Origin of the sequence: Flavobacterium sp. ENC (assembly GCF_020991415.1) — a bacterium.
GTDB lineage: Bacteria > Bacteroidota > Bacteroidia > Flavobacteriales > Flavobacteriaceae > Flavobacterium.
The window spans coordinates 249,933-275,266 of the sequence record NZ_JAJMOY010000006.1; the positions used below are offsets into that span (position 1 = coordinate 249,933).

A 25,334-nucleotide genomic window follows, 5' to 3' on the forward strand; every position below is an offset into this window, starting at 1 on the left:
GTTCATTATTATCAAAAATAACAGTCCGTTTTTTACAAATTGACTATTTGATGGTGTAATACGCTTTACTAACAAAAAACAAAAAAAATGAATCAAAAAGACTCTTTTTTCGGCCGACCACCGAAAGACAATTTCAATTACCTGAAAAGGATTTTTATGCTGACAATAATCCTGTTGTCTCCTTTTCTAAAAGTACAGGCACAATGTAATACACTTGTCTGGCAAGATGAGTTTAACGGTACTACCGTTGATGCAGCCAAATGGCAGAGCATTTCCGGAAACGGCTGTCCTTCGCTTTGCGGCTTCGGAAACGGGGAAGCACAGCGTTACGATCCGAATCAGGCAACCATTGTCAAAGAAGGATCCAACAGTTACCTGAACATTCAGGCCAAGTACGAGCCGAATGCAGCCTTCCCGCAGCAGCCGTATTCCTCCGCAAAACTGACTACTCAGGGAAAATATGCGCTAAAATACGGCAGGGTAGAAGCCCGTATGAAGTTATCTTCAGGAATGGGCGCGTGGCCGGCATTCTGGATGTTGCCTGCAGGCCAGTCGAATTGGCCGTTTACGGGTGAAATTGACATTATGGAAGCCAAACACAGAAATCCAAAGTCCATCGATGGAACCATTCATTATGACGGAGGAGGCTACCATTATACCGGAAGAAGTTATACTTCTCCAACCGATTTGTCTACAGAATTTCACGTTTATGCCGTAGAATGGGGACCAAACAGTATCAAATGGTTTATTGACGGAAATTTATTTCATACCGCAACTCCCGCTACGACCGTAAATGGCGGATGGCCTTTTAACGACCAGCAGTTTTACATTATTTTAAATCTGGCCGTAGGTAGTTTAGGAACTCCTTACACCAGTGTAAACGGAGCAGGAGTGGAACCAGTTCCGGGTGATTTTCCGGCGAAATTGCAAGTGGATTATGTACGTGTATACGACGGAAGTTTTGCAAATGGCGTAATCGGGGATGCAAAAGTATATCACAACGAAACCGGTAAAACCTATACGCTGGGTGCAATCGCAGGAGCAAGTTACAATTGGACCGTTCCATCAGGAGCAACGATTACTTCAGGACAGGGAACCAATACGATTACCGTTAACTGGGGAACTACAGGTGGAGATGTTTCGGCTGTGGCCACTGTTTCGGGCTGTACGGCTACCACTTATAAACTGGCCGTAACGACAGAAGTACCCTTGCCGGTGGAGAAAGTCCACGAAGATTTTCAAAGCAACAGGAATGTGCTGTATCCGCTAAAAACAGGTGTTTTAACAGAAGCTGTTGCGAATCCTTCGGCTACGGGTGTCAATACTTCTGCTTTGGTTGGAAAATATGTTCGTAACGCCTCTGAATTATACGATGTTTTAAACATTAAAAACGTAACCATTTCAAACGCGAATGATTATGTATACGGAAGAAAAAAACTCTCTTTCGATATTTATACCTCGGCTCCGGTGGGGACTAAAATTTCCATGCAATTGGAAAATAGCCTTGTCACCACAGCGATCAATTATCCTTCCGGAAGACATAGCGGCTACAAAGCGACTACGACCGTACAAAACAAATGGGAAACCATAGAATTTGAATTCGAAAAAGTAATCGATCCGAATACCAGTGCGTTGTCAATCAATAATGTCGTATTCCTTTTTGAGTCCAACTCGAATTCCGGTGCTACGTATTATTTTGATAATTTACTCACCAAAGCGGCTCCCGAAAAACCAATTATTGCCACAGACGTGCTGCAGAATTATGACGGGATCAATAAAATTATAAAAGGCACCACTACAGGAACGTATTCCATAGTAGCGAATCCGGGTACTAATTCAGTGAACGCTTCCGCTAATGTAGCGAAGTATGTAAGAAACGTAACGGAACAATACGACGTCTTGTTTTTCAACACCCAAAGTTCAATTGAAGATGCCGGTTTATTGAAAAATCAGACCAACAAAATCATGATCGATGTGTATACTTCGGCTCCTATTGGAACGGTGGTGAGTCTGAATTTAGAAAATAGTGCCACTTCGCTTCCGGCAAATTTTCCAACAGGAAGAAACAGTAATTATGTGGCCATCACGACCAAACAAAACCAATGGGAAACGCTGACGTTCTACTATAACTCAAGCCCTGACGAAGGAACTTCAAATCTGGCTGTCAACCAAATGGTATTGTTATTCAACTCCGGTTCTTATACGAGCGATACGTATTATTTTGACAACATCAGAATTGGTACCACAAAATTACCGGATACTTTTACGCCGGGAGTCGTGTATGAAGATTATCAGACCGTTCACAATATCACGTTCAGGGATGCCATCGGAACGTATACGGCCAATGCTGCAAATCCGAGTGCCGGCGGAATCAATACTTCTTCAAACGTTGGGAAATACGTTAGAAAAGCAACGGAATTATACGATAACTTCTCGTTCAATACTACGATCACAAATGTGGGAGATTTCAAAAGCGGAACCAAAAAATTCGCCATGGATGTGTACACTTCGGCTCCGGTTGGATCTGTAATCTCCTGGCAGGCCGAAAGCAGTGCTTCTATTCCGTCGAATTTTCCTGTGGGAAGACACAGTGTGTATCAGGGTGTTGTCAAACAAACCAATACCTGGCATACCGTAACCTTTACCTACGCCAGTTCACCGGATGCTTCCACATTAGACAGCGAGGTAAATCGTTTTGTTTTCTTGTTTGAACCGGGAACAAGCTCCGGAAATACCTACTATTTTGATAATATCAGAAGTCTGAATTTAGTTTCTACCGAGAATCCGACAAACACCTTGCCGTCTCCGTGGGTAAGTACCGATTTAGGTGCTGTAACTCCGGCGGGAAAAGCTACTTATTCCGGTGGAACATTTACCGTAAAGGGAGCGGGAACTGATATTTGGGAATCAAGCGACCAGTTTCAATACGTAAATCAGCCAATCACAGGTGATGCTGAAATTATTGCAAAAGTAAATTCACTAACGAATACCAATACGTATGCAAAAGCGGGCGTGATGTTCCGTGAAACGCTTACGCCAACTTCTAAACATGCCATGAGCAATATTACGGCTACGGCAGGAGTAGAATTTTTATCAAGGGATGCCGTTTCCGTACCAACAATTGGTCAGGGAGCCGCTGGGACTACCCCAAAATGGCTTCGAATCGTAAGATCCGGAAATGTATTTACGTCTTATTCTTCGGATAACGGTACTACATGGACACAAATCGGTACGCCAAGAACTATTGCAATGGCAAGTACCATTTACGCCGGACTGGCCGTTACTTCTCATGCCAACGGAACATTGGCGACGGGAGTTTTTAGCGACGTGATTGTGAGAAATATTACGCCTCCGACGAACAATGTCAATTTAGCTTTAGCGAAAACCGCGGTAGCTTCTACAGAAGAAAATGCCACACTTTCGGCTTCCAAAGCAACAGATGGAGACGGTACTGTTTCAAGATGGGCCAGTTCTTTTGCCAATGCCAGCGAATGGATTTATGTGGATTTACAAAGCAACTATAACCTTAACCGTGTGGTTTTGAAATGGGAAGCGGCTTTTGCAACACAATACAAAGTCCAGCTTTCAACCGATACTGTGTTCACCGAAAATGAAACCGTAAATACACAAACCGCCAGTGATGGAGGAACAGATGATTTGGTGGTAAGCGGTACAGGAAGATACCTTCGAATTTTATGTACGGCGAAAGCTTTGGCTCCTTACGGCTATTCTTTATTTGAGATCGAAGCGTACGGAACGGCATCAGCTGCCAAACAAGCTTCGGCTTCTAAAGAAACAGCGCCCGAAACCGTAACAACAGATTTAGCCCTTTATCCAAATCCGGCAACTGATTATATTCAGCTTTCGGTATCGGGGAATCTGAAAAATAAAGAAGTTACGATTCATGATCTGGCCGGTAATCTGGTAGTCAAAAGTAAAATTGATACTACAGCAACGGAAAGTATTATTGATATCAGCCGACTTCCAAAAGGAATCTATGTCCTGAATTTCAGTTCGGATGAAAAGAGCTGGACGAAGAAGCTGATTAAAAAATAAGCTGGATAGTCCGCAAAGTGCAGCATGACTTTTTTAGCCACAGATTTCACAGGTTTTTAGTGCATTATTAAAAAATCTGCCTGAATCTTTGATACTGATAGCCATTGGGAGTGGCTGCTTTTTGGCTCTGCATAGTTGCGGACCGTCATAAAATAATAGTTAAAAATCCGTTGGGTGTGATGAATTAAAAGTAAATGTCCCGGTTCCATATACCGGAGTTTAAATTTAAGGATAGCACCATACCATCACACCTGGCGGGTTAATACAATCATTTTTGAAGTAAAGTGATTGCACGTTTAAATTTTTATTTAGTAACCCCATAAAACTTTACATATGAGAATAATTAAACTTAAAAGAGTTTCTTTTCTGATGACACTATTTTTAGTGTTTTCAAATTGGATGCATGGTCAGGGCCCTATTCCCTTTACCATCAGTAATACGTCAACTTTTAATGACAGCGAGTTATATGTAGCCATCGTTGGTATTGATTATAACACCGGAAATCACGTTTGGGTAAATGCCAAGACCAGTCAGGTTTTACCAATGAGTGCTTCTTACAATACGGTGACCGGGCCAACCATTGGCGGAAACACCGGACCGGGCCAAAACTCCAAATACGCCAACTGCTTTACCAAACTGAGTGAAATTCCAAATAAGACTTTCACTTTGCCGCAGATTGCAGGCTGCAGGGTTTTTATTGCGAAAGGACAGCAGTTGTATTTTTACTTCTTTGGTGCAAGTGGTGCGCCATCGGGATATACTTCGCCAAACCCTTTAAATGCAACAGATCCGAATCAGGGAATTTTATATGAAATCATCGAACTGACCAATAACCAGTATGGTTTCTTTGGAAATCCTTCGAGAGTCGATTCGTATAAATATCCAATGGGACTGGAATTATTCGGTGCAAACGGATACCAAAAACGTGTGGGCGAATTAAAAAAACATGCTGATATCGTTGCGGCTTTTAAAGCCAATGTACCGGCAGAGTTTCAGGGCTGCGTAAACAATACAACCGGAGAGATTACAGCACCTTCCAAAACACCTGCTTTCGCTGACGGAACAGGAGGAACTTCTGTAGGACCTCAGGCCAATTATCTAAAATCGTATATCGATGCCATCTGGAACAAATATAAAAATGAAGATTTAATATTTTTTGCCGGAGATGCCGGAGTTTTCAAAGGAAGAGTCATTGGTGAACAACTGGAAATGGTGGGACAATCCGGAGGATTTGTGGGCCGCACAGGTCGCGTGCAAAACCGACCTTCGACTCAGGAAGCCCTGGAAGGAAAAGGTGTTCTGGACCGAAGACTGGTTGACGGAGATCTGGATCTTGTGATTCAGGCGCAACTTACAGCGGCAATTAACAGACATGTTGTCAATACGACAACTGCAAATCCGGGACAGCAAAACTGGTACGATGCCTCCAAATTTTATCAGGTGAATCCAACGAATCATTATTCTAAATTCTGGCATTTGCCGGGCATTAGCGTAGACAATCTGGCGTACGGATTTGCTTATGATGATGTGGCCGATCAGTCGCCATCACTTCATTCGCCACAACCGACCAAAGTAATTGCCACTTTTGGAGGGTATGCCGGAACGGTTCCTTCAGTTCCCGCTACTACAGATGTGATTACGGCTTATAAAGATTGTAATTACACCGGATTTTCCGGAGGATTAACGATTGGAGATTATAATTTGGCCCGATTAAAAACATTAGGTATTGAGGATGACGCCATTTCTTCCCTTAAAATTACACAAGGTTTTCAGGCGATTTTATATCAGGACGATAACTTTGGCGGCGCTTCAACGGTAATCAATTCGGATAATGCCTGTCTGAATACTACCTGGAATGACAAAGTAACGTCGATCAGAATTCTGGCCAACGGAACGACCACTTTAGGAAACCAAACTTTCTTTTTACAAAACAGAAACAGCGGTTTGAATATGGATGTCTGGACTGCCAGTTTAGCAAACGGAGCCAATGTGGCACAGGGAACTCCAAATTCAGCAAACAACCAGAAATTTACGTTTACGCATTTGGGAGATGGTTTGTATAAGATCATTGCAAACCACAGCGGACAATCGTTAGATGTAAATAACTTCAATAAGGCAAATGGAGCAAATGTGGAGCAATATCCATACAATGCAACCACCAACCAGCAATTTGTTTTAGTGTCAACTGGTGATGGATTTTATAAAATTGTAGCGCGTCACAGTGGAAGAATTGTTGAGGTTACCAATGCCAGCACGGCAAATGGTGCCAACGTACAGCAATGGGATAACAACAACCAGACGTGCGGACAATGGAAACTGATTCCGGCTACGACTTCTCAGACTTCCGTTTTAATTCAGGCAGAAGATTATTCGGCTATGAACGGCATTCAGGTGGAAGCAACAACAGATACCGGAGGCGGTTCGAATGTGGGTTATACGGAAACAGGTGACTGGTTAGCGTATAACAGCATTAATTTCCCAACTACAGGTTCTTACCTGATCGAATACAGAGTAGCCAGCGGAGTAACGGGAGGTAAATTATCTTCTGACCTGAATGGCGGAACTATTGTTCTTGGGAATGTAGATATCCCAAATACCGGAGGCTGGCAAAACTGGCAGACAGTTTCGCAAACGGTAAACGTAAATGCGGGAACGTATAATTTTGGGATCTACATCCAAAATACAGGAATGAACATCAACTGGATTAAAATCACAAAAACAGGTGCCGCAGCAAAAATAGCGGAGGTAAAAACAGTGGAAGAAAAAGTAGCTCCTGTTGCCTTAAACGTTTATCCGAGTCCGGCAGATACGACACTTTTCTTTACTGCAGAAGTTTCAGGAAATGTAAGTATTGTGGACTCTCAGACAGGAGCAGTAGTTTCCGGACAAAAAGTAAACAATAACAGTGTAGATGTTTCACATTTAAGAGCCGGGGTTTATCTGATTGTATTAGAAAAAGACGGCCAGAAAACGGTGAAACGTTTTATTAAAAAATAGTTTTAAATGATTAAAGCCTCGAAGGGTAAATTTCAAATTCAAAAATTTCAAATCAATCTAAAATCTGAAATCTAAAATCTAAAATCGATCCTTTGAGGTTTTTTAAATTCTCCCCCAAAATTTATAAATATTAATCTATTAAAAAATTATTATGAAAAACAATTACAAAGCGATCCAGCTGAAATGGATCCTGATTTTCGTTCTGGGTGTTGTTAACCTGTCAATGGCCCAAAAAAAAGTTATTGCTTACATCCCAAACTGGATTGATCTGAATTCCTTTTCAGGTAGTGTCCAGTACAGTAAATTAACGCATATCAATATTGCGTTCGAAAATCCCGATGCCAACGGCTATCTGACTTTCAATTCCGGAAGCAACACGATTATTAATGCCGCACATTCGCAAAACGTAAAAGTTTTTGTTTCGCTGGGCGGAGGTTCCGTTTCTGAAGGCGGTGCTATTCGTGACAATTATTTCAATCTGATCACACCCGGAAACAGGACGGCATTCATTCAGAAAATTTACGACTATGTGGTCGCCCATAACTTTGATGGTGTCGACGTAGATTTGGAAGGTCCGGCGATCAATGGGGATTACGGAGGTTTCGTAATCGCTCTGGCAGCCAAATTACATGCGAATGGTAAACTGATTTCAGCCGCGCTTTCAGAAGGATATGGTGGTGCCAATGTACCTGCATCTACTTTTGCCGCTTACGACTGGATCAACATCATGGCGTATGATGCAACAGGTCCTTGGGCACCAAACAGTCCGGGACAGCATTCTCCGTACAGTATGGCAGTCAACCAGTTTAATTACTGGACAGGCAGAGGCTTACCGGCAAGTAAAGCCATCATCGGTCTTCCGTTTTACGGATACGGTTTTGGGGCTTCAGCCAATCAGGGAATTTCGTATGCAAATATCATAGCCCAATATCCCGGTTCAGAAAATCAGGATCAGGTAGGAAATACTATTTATTACAACGGAATCCCAACGATTAAAGCCAAAACCACATTCGCGATTCAAAATGCCGGCGGTGTTATGATTTGGGAATTGTCACAGGATGCTGTGGGTTCAAAATCATTATTAACAGCCGTAAATCAGGTAATTACAGGAAGCCAGCCACCAGTAGGAGGCGGGACTTTAATTCAGGCAGAGAGTTACTCTTCAATGAGCGGTGTTCAGACAGAAGCGACTACCGATACGGGCGGAGGTCTAAATGTGGGATATGCTGATACTGGCGACTGGATGGCATATTTTAATGTTAATTTTCCAACATCGGGTGCTTATGTAATTGAGTACAGAGTGGCAAGCGCTGTTTCGGGAGCCAGAATTTCTTCTGATTTAAGTGCTGGAACCATTCAGTTGGGTGCTGTAAATGTACCGAATACCGGAGGCTGGCAAAATTGGCAGACCATTACTCAAACGGTTAATGTCAATGCCGGAACATACAACTTCGGAATATACATTCAAAGTTCAGGTGTGAATCTGAACTGGTTCCGAATCACAAAATCAGGCGCATCGTTGGCCGCAAAAACAGTTTCATCAGAAAATGCAAAATCAACCGATATTGCGGGGCTTAATGTGTATCCGAATCCGACAGCAGAAACGCTTTTCTTCAGTACAGATGTTTCCGGAGCCAACGTGAGTATTATAGATTCTCAGGGAGGTGCTACGGTTTCACAACAAAAAGCCACTAACAGCAGTGTTGATGTGGCGGGTTTAAAAAGCGGAATCTATCTGATTTTAGTAGAAAAAGACGGCATCAAAACCGTAAGACGTTTTATTAAGAAATAGTTTTTAACCGCAAAGCAGTTTAACCGCAAGGTTCGCAAAGGTTTAACGCAATGTTCGCTAAGTATTGTAGTATTGGCAGACACAAAGCCTTGCGAACACTGCGTTTTCTAGCATTGCACAGATAAAACCTTAGCGTGCTTTGCGGTTACTATTTTTTAACCGCGAAGCAGGTAATTCAGATAGCTATAGGATAAGATTAAAAGTTTTTTTTCTCGCAGATTTGGCAGATGGATCAGATTTTTATTATTGTGATTGACTCTGATTTGTCATTTCGACAAAGTTTGCCCATTTTTTGGAGGAGTTTCCAGTGATCCTTCCTCCGCCAGGATGACAAAAACAAGCACGAAATCTGCTTAATCTGCCCAATCTGCGTGAGAAAAATATTTAAAACATTTTTTCAGAACCCTATGTTTCTACGTGTTTCAAAAAACACGCAACATATTAACAGTAACCCCATACCTCAAATATCATATGAAAAACAAGTACAGATTTCGGTTCAGTTTTCTCGTGTTTATAGCATTTAGCAGTTTTGCCATTGCGCAGACCTCTTTAGGTTCGAGTAAAACATTTATGAATAATCTAAAAAAAGAACTGGTAAATTCCGCTGCTTCAAAAAGTACCGAAAAAACAGTTTTACTTCAGGTTTCCAATTCCAAAAGCTTCAATGGAAAAATTAATTTCAAAGAGTCAAAATCTTCCAGTGAGTTTTTGATCGGAGAAATTAAAAATGTAGCAGAATCTTCTTTCTACCTGAAGGTGATGGACAAATCGCTGGAAGGGCATATCATTTTCAAAAAGTCCAAAGAAGCCTATAAATACTATTCGGATGCTCAGGGAAATGCATATGTCGAAAAAGTGGATATTAATAAACTGATTTGTATCGACTACCGAAATGTTCCTGAGAACACCAATAAAAAAACAAGTAAAGCAGCTGCGGCCGCAATTGCACCCGCTTTGCTGAATTTACAAAGTTTACCGGGTGCAGCAGGCTGTGTCATGCTGGATTTTGACGGTTACAACATGCCGGCCGGAAATCTTTGGAACAACGGAAACGCTATCAATGCAGCACCATCGGGCATGAGCGATGCAGATGTACAGCAGCATTGGGAAGTCGTTTCAGAAGATTACAGACCCTTCAGCGTCAATGTAACTACAAGCGAGGCGGTTTTTAATTCCTACCCAAGAAACAGAAGAATGCGCGTGGTGGTAACTCCAACCAATACTGCGGCCCCGGGGGCGGGAGGCGTTGCTTATATTGGATCCTTTAACTGGGACAATGATGTACCTTGCTGGGTATTTATTACCTCGGGTAAATCTGGTGGAGATGCCTCAGCGCATGAAGTTGGTCATACGTTCGACCTTGGTCATGATGGACGTACCAATCCGTCAGAAGGCTATTTCCTTGGAATCGACGGTACTTCCTGGGCTCCGATTATGGGGGCAGGCTATTACAGGCCTGTGGTACAATGGAGCAAAGGAGAGTACAATTATGCTAACAATACTCAGGATGATGTCGCAACTATTGCCGGTGCCAAATTTGGTGTCGGATACCGCGGTGATGATTATGGAAATACGACGGCTTCCGCAGCAAATCTAGATTACAACGGAAGCGGTGCCATTAACCAAAAAAACGGAATAATTTCAAGTGAAGCCGATTATGACTTCTTTACGTTTACGACCGGTGGCGGAAATGTTTCAATTAATGCCAACACAGTCGGAAGAGACGGAAATTTACATCTTTTGATCCGACTCTATAATGCAGCCGGAGCAGAGATGGGGACCTATTGGAATTCAGATCCTTTTGCTTTAAATGCGTCCCTGAATGTAAACCTCCCGGCCGGTAAATACTTTATTGGTGTTGATGGAAGCGGAGCAGGAAATGCAGGCTATGGCGGCTATTCGGCTTATGGTTCGATTGGTAGTTATTCGATTACCGGAACAATTCCTCCCGGCGGAAATATCGCTTCTTCAACAGATGTGATTACGGTGTATAAAGATTGTAATTATACCGGATTTTCAGGCGGATTAACCATTGGCGATTACAATATGGCGCGTCTGAATTCTTTGGGCGTTTTGAATGATGATATTTCTTCGCTTAGAATTACACAAGGATTTCAGGCTATTTTGTATCAGGATGATAATTTCACAGGAGCTTCAACGGTAATCAATTCGGATAATTCCTGTCTGAATACCACCTGGAATGACAAAGTGACTTCCATTCGAATTCTGGCCAACGGAACAACTTCTTTAGGCAATCAGACCTTCTTTCTGCAAAACAGAAACAGTGGTTTAAACATGGATGTTTGGGGTGCCAGTTTGTCGAATGGAGCCAATGTAGCCCAGGGAACTGTCAATACAGGGAACAACCAGAAGTTTACGTTTACGCATCTGGGTGACGGATTGTACAAAATCATCGCCAATCACAGCGGGCAGTCGTTAGATGTAAATGGTTTCAATACAGCGAACGGTGCCAATGTTGAGCAGTATCCGTACAACGGAACAACCAACCAGCAATTTATTCTGGTGGCGACAGGTGATGGATTTTATAAGATTGTAGCCCGTCACAGCGGAAGAATCGTTGAGGTTACCAATGCAAGTACAGCCAATGGTGCCAACGTACAGCAATGGGACAATAACAACCAGACGTGCGGACAATGGAAACTGATTACAACGACAACGGCACAAACAACAACATTGATTCAGGCCGAGGATTATTCGGCTATGAGCGGAATTCAGGTAGAAGCCACGACAGATGCCGGAGGAGGCTCCAATGTGGGCTATACCGAAACAGGGGACTGGGTTGCCTACAATAATATCAATTTTCCAACTACAGGCTCTTATTTAATAGAATACAGAGTCGCCAGCGGGGTAACAGGAGGTAAATTATCTTCTGACCTGAATGGCGGAACGATTCTATTAGGGAATGTAGATGTACCCAATACCGGAGGCTGGCAGAACTGGCAAACAGTAACTCAAAACGTTAATGTAAATGCAGGAACGTATAATTTTGGTATTTACATTCAGAATACGGGTATGAACATCAACTGGATCCGAATTACAAAAATCGGTGCGGGAGCTCCGGCTTCGGCAATTGTTGCGGAAGCCCCTGAAACAGTTGCCCTGAATGTATATCCAAATCCGGCTACAGATGTATTGTTTTTTACAACCGCTGTAACGGGAGGGAATATTAGTGTTATCGATTCCCAAACGGGAAGTCTGGTGGCTGTACAAAAAAGCAGTGACAACAGCCTGAACGTTTCGGGCCTGAAAACCGGAATTTATCTGATTGTTCTCGATCAGGACGGCAAAAGAACGGTGAAACGTTTTATAAAGAAATAAGTTTTTCAGAAACAGAAAGGCTGCCGTAAATGGCAGCCTTTTTTTTGTTTTCTTAAAAGGTTTGTAGTTTATTGTTTCTAAAATTACTCCATCCCAAAACAATAAATAGTAAGTTGAAAAAGAGCAGGGGTAAAAATGCTTTCGAAAGTTGTATGGCTGACGTATCTTCAAAAGTTTCCACCTTAAACTGATCCCATTTTTGCTGACTTACCGCTTCATTATCGAATATTTTTGGATAAAAATACAAGCGCAGTTTTTCATGAAATTGTCTCGTTGCCCTGAGAAACAAAAGCTGGTTTTCCAAATCCGATTTTGCAATTTCATTCAGCTGCAGCTGGGTGTGCAACGTCGGAATAAACAGCGCTATAAAAGCACCGGTTTCATTTCGTTGCGCCAGTTTTGCCTGCAGCTCTTTTGATTGTACTGCCGAATCATCATCACCTGCCTGTTGCATCGCGTAGTACCACAGCCAGCTGAATTCAGCTTCCGGTAAAGGATAGCTCTTAAATTGTGGATAATGATTGTAGAATTTGTCCATCGTTATCTTTTTATCCATGTCCCATTTTTCGTGGTAAGCATTTCTTTGTTTCAGTGTCAGTTCCAAAGCTTCGGGAACCGGATATTGGCTGACGATGTATGTATTGATCGTCGCTGGTAAAACGATAATCAGGAACAGCCAGATCGTCAAGAGCATTACGGCATTAAAATTAGAATTCTTTTGCAATGAAACGATATAAAAACAAACGGCGAACCAAAACAGGAGGTACAAAATTCCCACGCCACAAAACACCAAAAATGATTTGTCGATCGGAATATTCAAGAATAAAACGGCTGCAAAAAGTACAATGGTGAGAAGGGCGATTACACTTAAAATCCGGATATAAAACAATTTCAGAATGTATAAAAAAGTATTCTGACTTTGGGTGGCCACGATTTTCCAGGTGCCGCTTTCTTTTTCCTCTGAAATGATATTGTACGTAAAAGCGATAATTAAAAGGGGAAAAAGATACACCAGCACAAAACTAAAATCGATATTTCCGGATAGTAAATTATTCGGATTATTGAGTTCTGCATCGTATTGCTGTGCTTCCAGACCGCGAATGGTTACACTCTGAACCGACGGATTTACATCGCGCTGGCCAATCGCCAGGCTGTTCACAGGAATCGTTTTATTGACGAGCGAGAATTTGATATAGTAGAGCAGCAGACCCATTTCATCTTTATGAAAAGCCGCATTCCGCGCAATATGTTCCTGCTGATAAACGGCTGCTTCGTTTATCGCATCGTTTTGTTTTTCCTGAAATTGTTTGCCAATCAGAAGACTCACGAATCCGATAAACATAAGGAATAGTAACCCAATTTTTGTTCCTTTCGAACGTATGAAATTTTTAAAAAGTAGTACTAACATATTAGATGGCTTTTAGATTTTTAGCTGCGATTCGCAATAAAAAAAACAACAGGATTATCCAGAGAATAAGTGAAATAACAGCACTGATTTCGTTTTTCAGAACAGCCCGGATGCCTTTGGGTTCATAATGGAATTCGGCAATGTCTGCCCAGTGTCCTTTATCGATGGTAAGCGGTTTGCCTGTAGGGCCGGATTTCTTATTGCTAATGTATTTGATTTGCAGACCGTTCATTTTCTGAGCCATGTTGTAGCGATAAGCTTCGGCTTGCTTCTGAAAATCGATATACGAATCATAATCGGTATTTGATAACCCCATCGAGAGGTTTTTCATAGCGATATACGGATTGATAAAAGAGACTGCTTTCGAAAAACGGTTCTGTTTTTCATACATTTTCAAAAGTTCCTCCAGATGTTTATTATAAATACGCGAACTGATTTTTTCGCCTTCCGTCATAATGAAACCGGAATAGTTGAACGGAAGCTGCTGCACAGAATCGACTTTGTGTGCCCTAAGCAAAGAATCTTTAATCGCTTTATAATGCAGGTCATTCGGATTATGGCTGTCTCCCTGTTTGAGAATATCTTTTTCAATGTCACTGTTGAATTGTATTTTCGAAGGTGCTTTATACAAATAAGCACCCATGGCCTGAGTGGTTCTTGGTAAAATGATGGTACAGACCAGCCAGATTCCGATCAGCGAAATCAACGCTTTTTTGGAAGTTGCACTGGCAGCGGAAACCAAAACGGCAATGACGCAGAAGAATAGTAAGTAAACAAAATGAAACAGAACGAACAAGAACATTTTCAGCGTCTCATCAGGTGAGATCGTGAAGCCCTGCAATAGCAGCCAAATGAAAACTAAAACCACAATTGTCGGAACGAAAAGCAGCATCAGGACAGAAGCGACTCCCAATATTTTGCCTGTAAGCAGTTGTTTCCAGGTGATTCCCTGACTTAAAAGCAGTTTTAAGATTCCGTTTTCCCTTTCGGCTGCGACCGAATTAAAACCTAAGAAGAAAATCAATAAGGGCAATAAAATCTGCAGCACCATGGCAATACTTATTTCCCCAAAGCGAAGCATACTATTGGAAAACCCGGCCTCAGAAAAATTGGCGGTGTTTTGTTTATGGGCTTCGAGGAAGATGGCGTTTCCGAAAAAAGGTTCCATTCCAAATTCAAAAACACTCAGCGAAGTACTTTTTCGAAATGCAAAGTTCCCGTAATGCGCCATGCGGTGCGGATTTTTATCGGGATTATTGAGCCAGTCTTTTCTGGAATCGTGCTGGTATTTTTCGCTGGTTTCATTTTGGCCGGCATAATTTTCCCAGCCTGAAAAAGCGGCGTACAGCAATAAAACACCAATAAAAAGGGTAATGATAAATACGGCCTTATTCTGAAAAACGGATTTTTTCAAATGTCGGGCTATTAAAATTTCGATGTGAAAGAACTTCATACAGCTTAAAATTTATAAGTTACGGTAAGGCTGCAATTTCGGGGTGCACCGGGAAATAACCTCAGATAATTCTGTGCGCCCAGCCAATAGGTTTTATTCAGTAAATTGCCGGCATTCAGCGCAATTTGCAGGTTACTGATGTTAGGTTTATAATACAAGGCAGCATCAAAAATGGTAAAATCAGGAAGTGTGAAATCCCTTGTAAACCACGGAATCTTACTGCTTTGGTACTGCATTCCAAAACCGATACCCAGATCTCTCAGGGCAGAATCGGCAGCAAAGTTGTAACGGGTCCATAAATTGGCGCTGTTTTTTGGCGTATTCTGTTTTCTGGCACCAATCAGCGAAAGATCACGGTCATTGGTAATTTTCGCATCAATATAACTGTAAGAAGCATTGATCTGCCAGTCAGGCGTCAGGTAACCCGCCAGGTCACATTCGAAACCACGGCTGCGTTCCGCTCCTCTGGTCACTAACAAGTCAGGATTTACAGGGTCATTGGCATTCATTAAAATATTGCGCTGGTTGATTTCATAAACCGCAGCATTAAAACTCATGGTGTTGTCCAGAAAAGTGGCTTTCAGTCCGAACTCTTTCAGATTGCTTTCCAAAGGATCAAACTGACTTCCGGCAGGTAAACTTCCGGTTTGCGGCATTAAAGTAACCGTATTCGATTGTGGCTGATACCCTTCAAGATAAGTCGTATACACATTAATGGCGGTATTCACCGCATACGTTACACCAACGCGGGGCAGTAAAGCTGTTTTTTTAACAGTCAGTTCGTTGTTGGTTTCATAATTGGTAATGTCTTCAAACCATTCGTTTCTCAAACCCAGCAAAAAGGTAAATTTCTCCCACTTTACCTGATCCTGAATATAAACCGCATTGGTAGTAGTCAGTGCCGACGGCAATGCCGTTCTCACATTGAGTATATAATCTTCCGGACTTCTCATCGCATACGAGGGATTGTTCAAATCAAAAAAACTGACATTTGGTTTGGGCAAAACGACGCCGTTGATTGTGACAGTCTGATATTGATCGGCATTGGCGGCAACGAATGAGCTGGCTACGGTTCCGTTCTTTAACAAATAACCTCTGGCCGCATTTTGTGCACTGCCTTTGTTTTTATTCCAGCTGCTTAAATCGTATCCGGTCAGTAATTTATGATGAAGTTTTCCCGTTTTAAAATCAAAGTTGAAATAAGTACTAAGATTATCCACATCCCAATATTGCTGACGCTGTACAAACTGCATCATGGCGAGGCTGGTTACGGGTTTGTTGTTAATGTCTACCGCAAAAGCATTTGTCGTTCGGTGTTCCTGAAGGTCTTCTGTCCAGGTTTGCTTCATGTAAGCGGCATTAAAACCAATTTTAGAGCTAAACTTATGCGCAAAATTGGTCGTCAGGATCATTTCTTTTGATTTGAAAAAATCACCTGAAGCACCTAAATTTAAACTAATCGGCGTCTGATTCAGGTTAGTCACACCCGCAACCGCGCCAAAAATTGGCTGACCGCGATCCAGGACTCCCGTCATATTGCTCAGTATTAATTCGGTATTGATGGCTGTCTTTTCATTCGGAATATAAGTAAAGGAAGGCGAGACTAAAAACGATTTATTGCCCACCAGATCCCGAAAGGATTTCGCCTCCTGATACGCTCCGTTGACGCGGTATAAAAGTGTTTTGGATTCGTTTAGAGGTCCTGTAAAATCTAACGTCCCTCTTAAAGTACTGAAACTTCCAACGCTTAAGCTCACTTCTTTTCGGTCAGTGGCCAAAGGCTTTTTGGTCACCAGATTGATGCTTCCGCCCGGATCAACAGAAGAGAATGTAGCACTCGAAGGGCCTTTGATAACTTCGACACGTTCGATATTGCTCGTCAGCGGCTGCAGGAAATAATACTGGCGGGTTCGCATTCCGTTGATAATCTGTCCTTCTTCATTCTGGCTGATGCCGCGAATGGTGTATTGATTGTAATAACTCGCCGGAATGACACCACTGGCCATTTTTACCGCATCAGCAAGATAAAAAGCACCTTTGTCGGCGATTAATTCTTTGGTTACGGTCGATATAGATTGTGGAATATCCTTATTGAGCGATGCTGTTTTTGTCGCCGCAAATGAATAATCACTGTTGTACTTTTTAACAGAGCGGCCTACAATTTCTACCGTTTGCAATTCGTTCAGCGCAGTTTCCAGTGCGACAGTAAGGAATTCATTCGTTGCAGTTATTTGCTGCGTTTTGTAGCCCGGAAAACTGATCTCAAGAATTCCGTCGCCTTCAAGACTAAAATTTCCGTCCTCATTGGTGGTGGTTTCTTTTCCCGAATTCAGCAGTTTTATGCTGGCTCCACTGACAGCTTCTTTTGTATTGCGATCTGTGATTTTCCCGGAAATTGTTTGGGAATAAGCCTCATGCAGGGCAATTATTGAAAATAAAAAGCCTAGTAAATGTTTCATTTTATTTTCTTTTAGACGGTTTGTAAATACAGGTTTTCCAGTTCATTTGCCGAAATTTTGGCCGCTTCGATAATCGTGACCAGATTTCCCTGTTTCATGATGCCGATATGGGTGGCGACTTCCCTGGCCCTGAAAATATCGTGTGTGGCCATTAAAATGGCTGTTCCGTCTGCCGAAAGTTCTTTTAGGATTTGAGAGAATTCGTTGGACGCTTTGGGGTCCAGGCCACTGGTAGGCTCGTCCAGCAATAAGACTTTTGCCTGTTTTGCAATAGCGATCGCGATCCCGACTTTCTGGCGCATTCCTTTGGAGTAACCGCCAAGATGCTGATCGTGTGCTTTGGTTTGTAAACCTGCTTTGGTTAGAAAATAAGTCAGTTCCCCATTCGAATACCGGAATCCTGCGAGTGCCGAAAAGAATTTCAGGTTTTCAAGTCCTGTCAGATTCGGATATAACATGACGGTTTCAGGGATATAAGCCACGTATTTTTTGGTTTCCTGCGGATTTTCAGTAACAGATATATGGTTGATTTCCAGCGTTCCGCAGCTGGGTGGTATAAAGCCTAAAAACAGATTGATGGTAGTCGTTTTCCCTGCTCCGTTTTGTCCCAAAAGGGCGAAGATTTCTCCTTTTTTTATAGTGAGGTTCAGGGCATTCAAAGCGATGTGATCGCCATATTTTTTGGTCAGGTTTTCAGCTGTAAGCATAATGATATGGATTTGGATTTGTTGGATTGTACAAAACAGAAATAGTGAACTCCTGCTGTCACTTCAGACAACAGTCAGTTTTAATTCGAAAAAAAACTAAGGGCTAGTTTACTATGAATTTGAAAATGCAGGACGTGTTTCAGTTCGAAACAGAAACAGGTTTTATGTTTTATCTGAAACGTAAGTTCACATAAACGGCATGCAAAATTCAATTTCGTCCGGAAAAATTGGCGAAAGATATTTATATTGAAAAAAAATAAAAGCAGTAAACTATACTAAAGAAGGGGGAGCCCTGAGCGCAAAAAGACTGCCTTTAAAAAAGGTCGAAGCAGCTTTTGTAAAAGTAAAGGTAACCGGATTATCAACGCTTGTTTTATGAAGAGATAAAGGCTGAAAATGATTGGGGATAAACGTGCTAAAAGCAAAATGACAGACAGGACAATTGTTCTCTACAGTATGGCTGTGTGTAATCTGCTTTTGATGCGCAGCGTAATGATGATCGCAATGTTTTTCAGTAAGTTGCTTGTAAATATGCTCATAGGAATGCAGCGTCTGAAACAGCATTGCGAACAATACGGTAAAAGACATCAAAAGATTAATTAAAATTACTTTTCTCTTCATTCGTGATTTATAAGGAGTTGAGCTTGTTTGAGTCCGTTTCTGGAATTTATTTAACGCAACTTGGTTGCAAATATAGAAATCTAAACGGCAATTTCAGCAAAGTTGCTTTAATTTTTTTGTGTTCTTTTCATCATAATTTGCAAAAAAGGAATCCAATTTTTTTAACATTATTTTTGAATTGTGACTATTTTATGGGCTCTGGTTCAATAACGATAATAAGTGAGGCATTTTTTTTGATTTCGAATTCAATAGCAGCGATTTACATAAAATAATTATTTTTATTTAGAATGATTAAGAATAATTTGGATAAAAAGATATTTGAGTTTACTTTTGCGATGAATTTAAACTCCATACCAAAATGAATATAGTAACCATTAAAAAAGTTCTGTGTAGTTTTTTGTTTCTGATCTCCTTAAATATGATGGGACAGGAAACGGGGAAAATAACCGGAAAAGTGACTTTAAGCGGAAACACGCCGGCAGAAAATATTGCTGTTAGCCTTAAAGGAACAAAACATAATGTCGTAACGAATGAAAAAGGGCAATATGAGATAAAAAATGTAAAACCTGCTACGTATACGATTAGTATTCATGCAGTAGGAATTCGTCCCGTTGAGGATAATATTGTAGTTACAGCAAAACAAACGACCACTAAAAACTTCTCCCTTGCCGAAAATCAGGAAGATCTGGATGAAGTGGTCATTACAAAAAATAAATACAAGCAGGACAAACCTTCTTTGTCGTTGCGTCTTCAGACTCCGGTACTTGAAATTCCCCAAAACATTCAGATTGTAAGCGGTCAGACTTTAAAAGACCAGCAGATTATCAGCATGAGTGACGGAGTGATCCGTAATGTGAGCGGAGCTGTACGTCTGGAACACTGGGGCGATATGTATACCAACATCACCATGCGTGGTTCTCAGATTCAGGCGTTCCGTAATGGTTTTAATGTTGTTTCTTCTTTCTGGGGCCCGCTTACGGAAGATATGAGTTTCGTAGACCATATTGAATTTGTAAAAGGCCCGGCAGGATTTATGCTTTCGAACGGAGATCCAAGCGGACTTTACAATGTGGTGACCAAAAAACCAACCGGAATCACAAAAGGAGAGGCTACCGTTATGGCAGGAAGCTATGATTTCTACAGAGCGAGCATTGACCTTGACGGGAAACTGGATAAAAAAGGTAAATTTTTATACCGATTCAACGGGGCGGTACAAAAGAAAGGTTCTCACAGGCCTTTTGAACATAATGACCGTTATGTAATTGCTCCGGTGCTTTCGTACCAGATCGATGATAAAACTAAAATTACGCTGGAATACAATTACCAGCACGCGAATATGTCTGAAGTAGGGTCTTTTTATGTCTTTGGTGCTGATGGCGGCGGATATGCAACCCTGCCAAGAAATTTTACGATGACACAACCGGGATTACCGGATACGAAAATGAATGATCACAGCGGATATTTCACTTTTGAACATAAGTTTGATGACAACTGGAAACTTACGGCACAAACTTCTTATTTTAAATACCTGCAGGAAGGGTACAGCTCATGGCCCACAGCTGTTGGTCCGGGACCTGTTTACCTGGATGAAGATGATATCGCTGACGAACAGCTTGGTTACGGTCAGGTGATTCGTAACGTTGGGATCTGGGATGCCGAAAGCAATATGTATCTGGGACAAATTTTTCTGAACGGAAAATTTACAACAGGATCAGTGACGCACAAAGTATTGGGTGGTGTTGATTTGGGGAATAAAGAATATCAGGCTGACTTTTATCAGTCACATGATTTAGATACCTACGAAAAACCGTTTGATGTTTTTCATCCGGACTATGGAACTCCGTCTAACGGTCTGCCTAATTTTGATCGCAGTACACCGCTTAAACAAAGGTCTTTTGGAGGGATAACTTCAGAATATGCAGCAGGTTATATTCAGGACGAGCTTGGTTTTTTTGAGAACAAACTGAGATTGACCCTTGCAGCAAGATACACCTGGATTAATCAGTCAGGCTGGGGAGACGTTCAGGAAGATAGTCACATTACACCACGTGTAGGAATTAGTTATTCGATAACGCCGACCACCTCTGTTTACGGACTATACGATCAGGCTTTTACACCGCAATCGGGTATTATAAAAAGCGGAGAAGCTATCAAACCGCTTACGGGTAATAATATGGAGTTTGGTATTAAGAAAGACTGGTTTGACGGATCGTGGAGTACTACGGTTTCAGCTTACAGAATCATTAAGGAAAACGAGCTTACGGGAGATCCTGATAACGGCCCAAACGATATCTGGAAAGTAGTATTGGGTGAAAAAAGAGCACAGGGTGTTGAGTTTGACGTAAGAGGCAAACTTCTTGACGGACTGAACCTGATCGCCAATTATGCCTTTACGGAAGCAATTGTAACAGAATCTAATCTAATGTCTATTGCTGAAGGAAGTGCTCTGACAGGATTTTCAAAACATGTTGCGAATGCGTGGTTAAATTATACGGTCGTATCCGGCAAATTAAAAGGATTCGGAGCTTCTATAGGAGGAACATATCTGGCAGGAAGACAAACGGATTCATGGGCGGTAGGATTAGAGAAACTTCCGGAATATTTCAAACTGGACGGAGGTTTATCGTATGAAACCGGAAAAATGAAATTCACCGCCAATGCGTTTAATATTCTTGATAAATATTTATATAGTGGCTCTTATTACGCTTCAAGAAATGTAAATACCTATAACTGGCAGACCGAACAGCCAAGAAACTTCAGGGTTGGAGTAACGTACAAATTCTAAAAAAATATTCTTTATACGCCTTTTGATTTATTGCGTCTTCCTGAAACAGGCAGACAGTTTAACAATAAAAGTTCTGTGAACCAGTCAGTTTTTCCTGACTGGTTTTTTTATTGCTGTGGGAAAGTTGATTTTAGTTTTCCCACAGAAAGTGTGTGAAAGTTGATTTTATTTTTCACTTTCCCACAGAAGTTGTGTGAAAATGAATTTTTATTTTGGTTTTCACACAGAAAGCGTGTGAAAGTGAACTTTTATTTTCGTTTTCACACAATAGTATGTACAAGCAATGTGTAAAACGCAAGAAATAAAACGCACTAACCCCAGGTATTTGTCATTCCGAGGAACGAGGAATCACACATGCTAATCACGCACGCTGTTGTCGAATACTGGATGCGATTCCTCGTTCCTCGGAATGACAAGCGGTGTTTAAAACGCAAGAAATAAAACGCACTAACCCCAGGTATTTGCCATTCCGAGGAACGAGGAATCACACATGCTAATTACACACTGTTGTCGAGTACTGGATGCGATTTCTCGTTCCTCGGAATGACACACGCTAATCATCAATGCTCTACGAAAACAGAATCTATTTAACAAAAAAGAGGCATACGCTAACGTATGCCTCTTTTTGTGCTTTAAATTGAACTTATTTATTGCTTCATTATGGATATCGCTTTACTGCTTTCATTGTTTTTAATGAAATAGATTCCGGTGGCCTGATCAGAGATATTAATCACAGTTCCTGAACCTTGTTTTATTTTAGCTCCTGAGGCAGCATAAACGCTCCATTCTAATTCTTTCGACAAATGGAAGATTCCTTTCGAAGGATTCGGATACACCACAATCTTTCTGGATTCCTCAGTAGGGATGTCAATGCCCAGATTGCAATTGTGAACCATATAAGTAATTTCTTTTTTATTATTTCCGGCGGTATTGGTCACGGTTAAGGAAACAGTTTTGTCCCCTTCTGTACCATACACTACGGAGTGAGGGCCAATTCCTGTTGCAGTTGCAGGTGTCGCACCTTCTCCAAAACTCCAGTTGTACGTGTCTACTGTTCCGATTGAAAAAGAGGTAAAGGTAACGGCCGTATTCAAACATCCCATAGAGCTGCTTACTTCAAAATCGGCTACCGGAGCAGTCGCATTTGCCGATAAGGTGAATTCAAGTTTGTTGATGTTAATGTCAGCTTCGTCAAAAAACAAAGTAATGGTGTGCACGCCCTGCGTTAAGGGAATATTGGGTACTGTTACCGTCTGCCAGTTTTGGAAACCGGTTGTATTGGGAATAGTAACAACTCCGGTTGCGTCTGTACCATCTACTTCCAGATGTACTTTTCTGTTGGCATAGGGAGTTGAAATTCGTAATTTAATATCATAATTTCCGGTTGTATTTACTTTTGCCGTGTATTTCAGCCATTCATTTTTGGCTACATACGCAATATTAAAACCGCCTTCGCTGCAAGCCTCGGTTCCTACGCCATCTCCAGGTCTGTACGGGGTATCTCCGCCGCCATTGGTATCCAGAAACGCAGTTGGGCCTACATCATAATTTTCAGCCTCAATAGTACCCGGAATCTGGGCAATGGTTCCCAGATAAGGGGCATTGCCTAAAGTAGTTGCCGTATAAAAAGCCGTATAGGTAATCGTTCCCGTCGCCGGTGCCTGAAAATTCTGATTGACCGTTCCGCCCTGGCTCCAGTGATCAAAATCGTATCGTATGTTTCCAACATATTGCGGAGTCGGAGCGTTCAGCGTTTGTAATTTAGCATTGGCAACCACTTTTTTTGTAGCCGGTGCCAAAATAGGTTTTTGATTGAATTCCAAATTTAATAATGCAGGGGAACTGGTGGTGGTAACATCGACAAGATTCGGGTAAATATCGACATAAGTGGAAGCCGTTAAGCCATTGCTGTCTGTTACTTTAACAGTGAATCTGTACCACACATTTGGTGTTTTTTCACCCTGATTAGACGCCACAAAAGTACCTGATTTTACACCTTGCGGACTTGCTCCGGGATGTGAATGTCCTGCTCCGGGAATATCTTCATGAAATAAATCCATACTCCAGGAGAAAGCACTTGCCGGCAATTCTCCGTCTTCTGTATCGGTTGCTGTGGCCGCATAATTGATGATATCATCCGCGTTCCATTTTAAGGTTGGTAAAGGAGAAACCAGCGTTACCGTCGGTGCATTGCTAAAAGGCGTAACCGTCAGCGTAGCTGCATTACTCGTTACATTGCCTGCTGTATTGGTTACGACAACGCGATAAGCACCTGCATTGGCATTGGTAACATTTGGAATCGTATAACTCGCCCCGGTTGCGCCCGGAATATCAACAGTATTAAACTGCCATTGATAGGTTAATCCAACACCACTGGCTGTTACATTAAAAGTAACAGGGTAGGTTTCCATTATCGATTTGGATACCGGATGATTGACTATGGTTGGAGCTTCGGTTTCAATATAATTCAGTCGGATTAAAGAACCGTTGTTTCCATACGCACAATAATAAATATAACCGTCGTTTCCTAAAAACATACCCAATGCCATTTGCTGTGGCGCACTGTAAAACTCTGTAGAAACAGGATCTGCAATAGTAGGATCGAAAGAACGAATCGCATTTCTTAAATAATCTTTAATAATGAATTTCCCTTCCAGATTAGGATAACGCGGCGTTGTCGGATTATAAAGCAGGCCATTGGTCAGGGCATTTCCGATACTTCCTGTTGCATAAGTAAAGATAGGGTTGGTAAATAAATTGGTTTCCGTTTGTTTTCCGTCACCGCCCTGAGGATGTCCCCACGCATAATTGCGAATGGCCGGGTTGCTGATTTCGTTTATTTCTTCCCACGAAGTTCCAACGTCCAGCACAAATAATTTATCGGCTTTTACATTGGGAACAAGTCTCCACGGATTTCGGAATCCATACACCCAGATACTTTGTCTTTGTACAGAACCGCTTCCGTAGAATGGATTTCCGGGAGCCGGAAGCCCGTTTTCGGTAAGGCGTAATATTTTTCCTTTGTAGGTATCCAAATCCTGAGAATTGGTATTTTGCTGGCTGTCTCCAACCGTGACATACAGAAATCCTTTAAAGAATTTTAAATCCCCGCCATTGTGAAAACCGCCGCCAATAGGTTCCAGCAAAAGAATTTCCTGTCGGGCTACCACCTGATTGGTATTATCGATCTGAACACGTTCGATTCGGTGTCTGATCACCGCTCCGTCATTGATGGCATAGAAGACATAGATGTAACCGTTTGTGGCAAAATCCGGATGTAAGGTAAGGCCCAGTAAGCCTTGTTCGTTGTCGGTAACCGTGGTTACGGTAAAAACCGTTGAGACGGCATTATTCTGGAATACTTTTACGATACCGGCTCTTTCCGCAATAAAAATCCGCCCGTCCGAAGCTTGTTCTAAAGAAAGCCCTTCCTTAATAACTGCCGTAGGAGCAAGGGTTTCGGTGATGTACTGACAGTTACCCTGCCAGGAGATAAATAAAAAGAAAATAGAGAGGAACGTGGCCTTTAATCGTACATTTTCTAAGCTAAAACATAATTTTTTTCTCATAATTGTTGATAGGTTTAGTGATGTGGGTAGTCAAATTTAACATTTTTTTACGTACTAAACTTAATTTAGGTATGAGATTTTTTTGGGAGTTATGGGTTAGGAGTTGTGAGTTATGAGTTATGAGTTGTGAGTTATGAGTTGTGAGTTA

General features: G+C 41.7%; 11 protein-coding genes. 5 read left to right on the forward strand and 6 right to left on the reverse strand.

The genetic code is table 11. The features are described 5' to 3' along the window. Window positions 1-87 precede the first annotated feature (87 nt). From LPB89_RS17095 to LPB89_RS17110, 4 genes are all read left to right on the forward strand, one after another. Entirely contained in the window at window positions 88-4,056 is a 3,969-nt protein-coding gene (locus LPB89_RS17095; RefSeq protein WP_230702901.1) for a family 16 glycosylhydrolase, read from the forward strand. 333 nt (window positions 4,057-4,389) lie between these two features. Next, window positions 4,390-7,053 (forward strand): beta-1,3-glucanase family protein, encoded by a 2,664-nt coding sequence (locus LPB89_RS17100; protein ID WP_230702902.1) that lies wholly within the window; start codon window positions 4,390-4,392, stop codon window positions 7,051-7,053. 151 nt (window positions 7,054-7,204) lie between these two features. After that, complete coding sequence (locus tag LPB89_RS17105) at window positions 7,205-8,845, forward strand: glycosyl hydrolase family 18 protein (RefSeq protein WP_230702903.1); 1,641 nt, start codon at window positions 7,205-7,207, stop codon at window positions 8,843-8,845. Between the two features lie 570 nt (window positions 8,846-9,415). Further along, window positions 9,416-12,184, forward strand: coding sequence for an RICIN domain-containing protein (locus LPB89_RS17110; RefSeq protein WP_230702904.1), 2,769 nt, complete (start codon window positions 9,416-9,418; stop codon window positions 12,182-12,184). A 52-nt stretch (window positions 12,185-12,236) separates the two neighbouring features. Here LPB89_RS17110 and LPB89_RS17115 read toward each other — a convergent pair whose 3' ends face one another. The 5 genes from LPB89_RS17115 to LPB89_RS17135 form a co-directional block, all read right to left on the reverse strand. Continuing rightward, window positions 12,237-13,592, reverse strand: a complete 1,356-nt coding sequence (locus LPB89_RS17115; protein ID WP_230702905.1) for a DUF3526 domain-containing protein — start codon at window positions 13,590-13,592, stop codon at window positions 12,237-12,239. Between the two features lies 1 nt (window position 13,593). Further along, the gene (locus LPB89_RS17120; protein WP_230702906.1) at window positions 13,594-15,045 is read right to left on the reverse strand and encodes a DUF3526 domain-containing protein; all 1,452 of its coding nucleotides are present in this window, start codon (window positions 15,043-15,045) and stop codon (window positions 13,594-13,596) included. Between the two features lie 5 nt (window positions 15,046-15,050). Next, window positions 15,051-17,504, reverse strand: coding sequence for a TonB-dependent siderophore receptor (locus LPB89_RS17125; RefSeq protein ID WP_230702907.1), 2,454 nt, complete (start codon window positions 17,502-17,504; stop codon window positions 15,051-15,053). Between the two features lie 11 nt (window positions 17,505-17,515). Continuing rightward, complete coding sequence (locus tag LPB89_RS17130) at window positions 17,516-18,211, reverse strand: ABC transporter ATP-binding protein (protein ID WP_230702908.1); 696 nt, start codon at window positions 18,209-18,211, stop codon at window positions 17,516-17,518. A 270-nt stretch (window positions 18,212-18,481) separates the two neighbouring features. Further along, a complete protein-coding gene (locus LPB89_RS17135; RefSeq protein ID WP_230702909.1) occupies window positions 18,482-18,832 on the reverse strand; it encodes a hypothetical protein in 351 nt (116 codons plus the stop codon). A 358-nt stretch (window positions 18,833-19,190) separates the two neighbouring features. Between LPB89_RS17135 and LPB89_RS17140 the strand changes: the two genes are divergently transcribed. Beyond that, complete coding sequence (locus LPB89_RS17140; protein ID WP_230702910.1) at window positions 19,191-21,617, forward strand: TonB-dependent receptor; 2,427 nt, start codon at window positions 19,191-19,193, stop codon at window positions 21,615-21,617. Between the two features lie 647 nt (window positions 21,618-22,264). Here LPB89_RS17140 and LPB89_RS17145 read toward each other — a convergent pair. Beyond that, the gene (locus LPB89_RS17145; RefSeq protein WP_230702911.1) at window positions 22,265-25,186 is read right to left on the reverse strand and encodes a PQQ-dependent sugar dehydrogenase; all 2,922 of its coding nucleotides are present in this window, start codon (window positions 25,184-25,186) and stop codon (window positions 22,265-22,267) included. Between the last annotated feature and the right edge of the window lie 148 nt (window positions 25,187-25,334).

Coding starts and splice junctions, on each gene's coding strand:
- LPB89_RS17095 (WP_230702901.1), top strand. CDS start 88: ATGAATCAAAAAGACTCTTTTTTCGGCCGACCACCGAAAGACAATTTC.
- LPB89_RS17100 (WP_230702902.1), top strand. CDS start 4,390: ATGAGAATAATTAAACTTAAAAGAGTTTCTTTTCTGATGACACTATTT.
- LPB89_RS17105 (WP_230702903.1), top strand. CDS start 7,205: ATGAAAAACAATTACAAAGCGATCCAGCTGAAATGGATCCTGATTTTC.
- LPB89_RS17110 (WP_230702904.1), top strand. CDS start 9,416: ATGAATAATCTAAAAAAAGAACTGGTAAATTCCGCTGCTTCAAAAAGT.
- LPB89_RS17115 (WP_230702905.1), bottom strand. CDS start 13,592: ATGTTAGTACTACTTTTTAAAAATTTCATACGTTCGAAAGGAACAAAA.
- LPB89_RS17120 (WP_230702906.1), bottom strand. CDS start 15,045: ATGAAGTTCTTTCACATCGAAATTTTAATAGCCCGACATTTGAAAAAA.
- LPB89_RS17125 (WP_230702907.1), bottom strand. CDS start 17,504: ATGAAACATTTACTAGGCTTTTTATTTTCAATAATTGCCCTGCATGAG.
- LPB89_RS17130 (WP_230702908.1), bottom strand. CDS start 18,211: ATGCTTACAGCTGAAAACCTGACCAAAAAATATGGCGATCACATCGCT.
- LPB89_RS17135 (WP_230702909.1), bottom strand. CDS start 18,832: ATGAAGAGAAAAGTAATTTTAATTAATCTTTTGATGTCTTTTACCGTA.
- LPB89_RS17140 (WP_230702910.1), top strand. CDS start 19,191: ATGAATATAGTAACCATTAAAAAAGTTCTGTGTAGTTTTTTGTTTCTG.
- LPB89_RS17145 (WP_230702911.1), bottom strand. CDS start 25,186: ATGAGAAAAAAATTATGTTTTAGCTTAGAAAATGTACGATTAAAGGCC.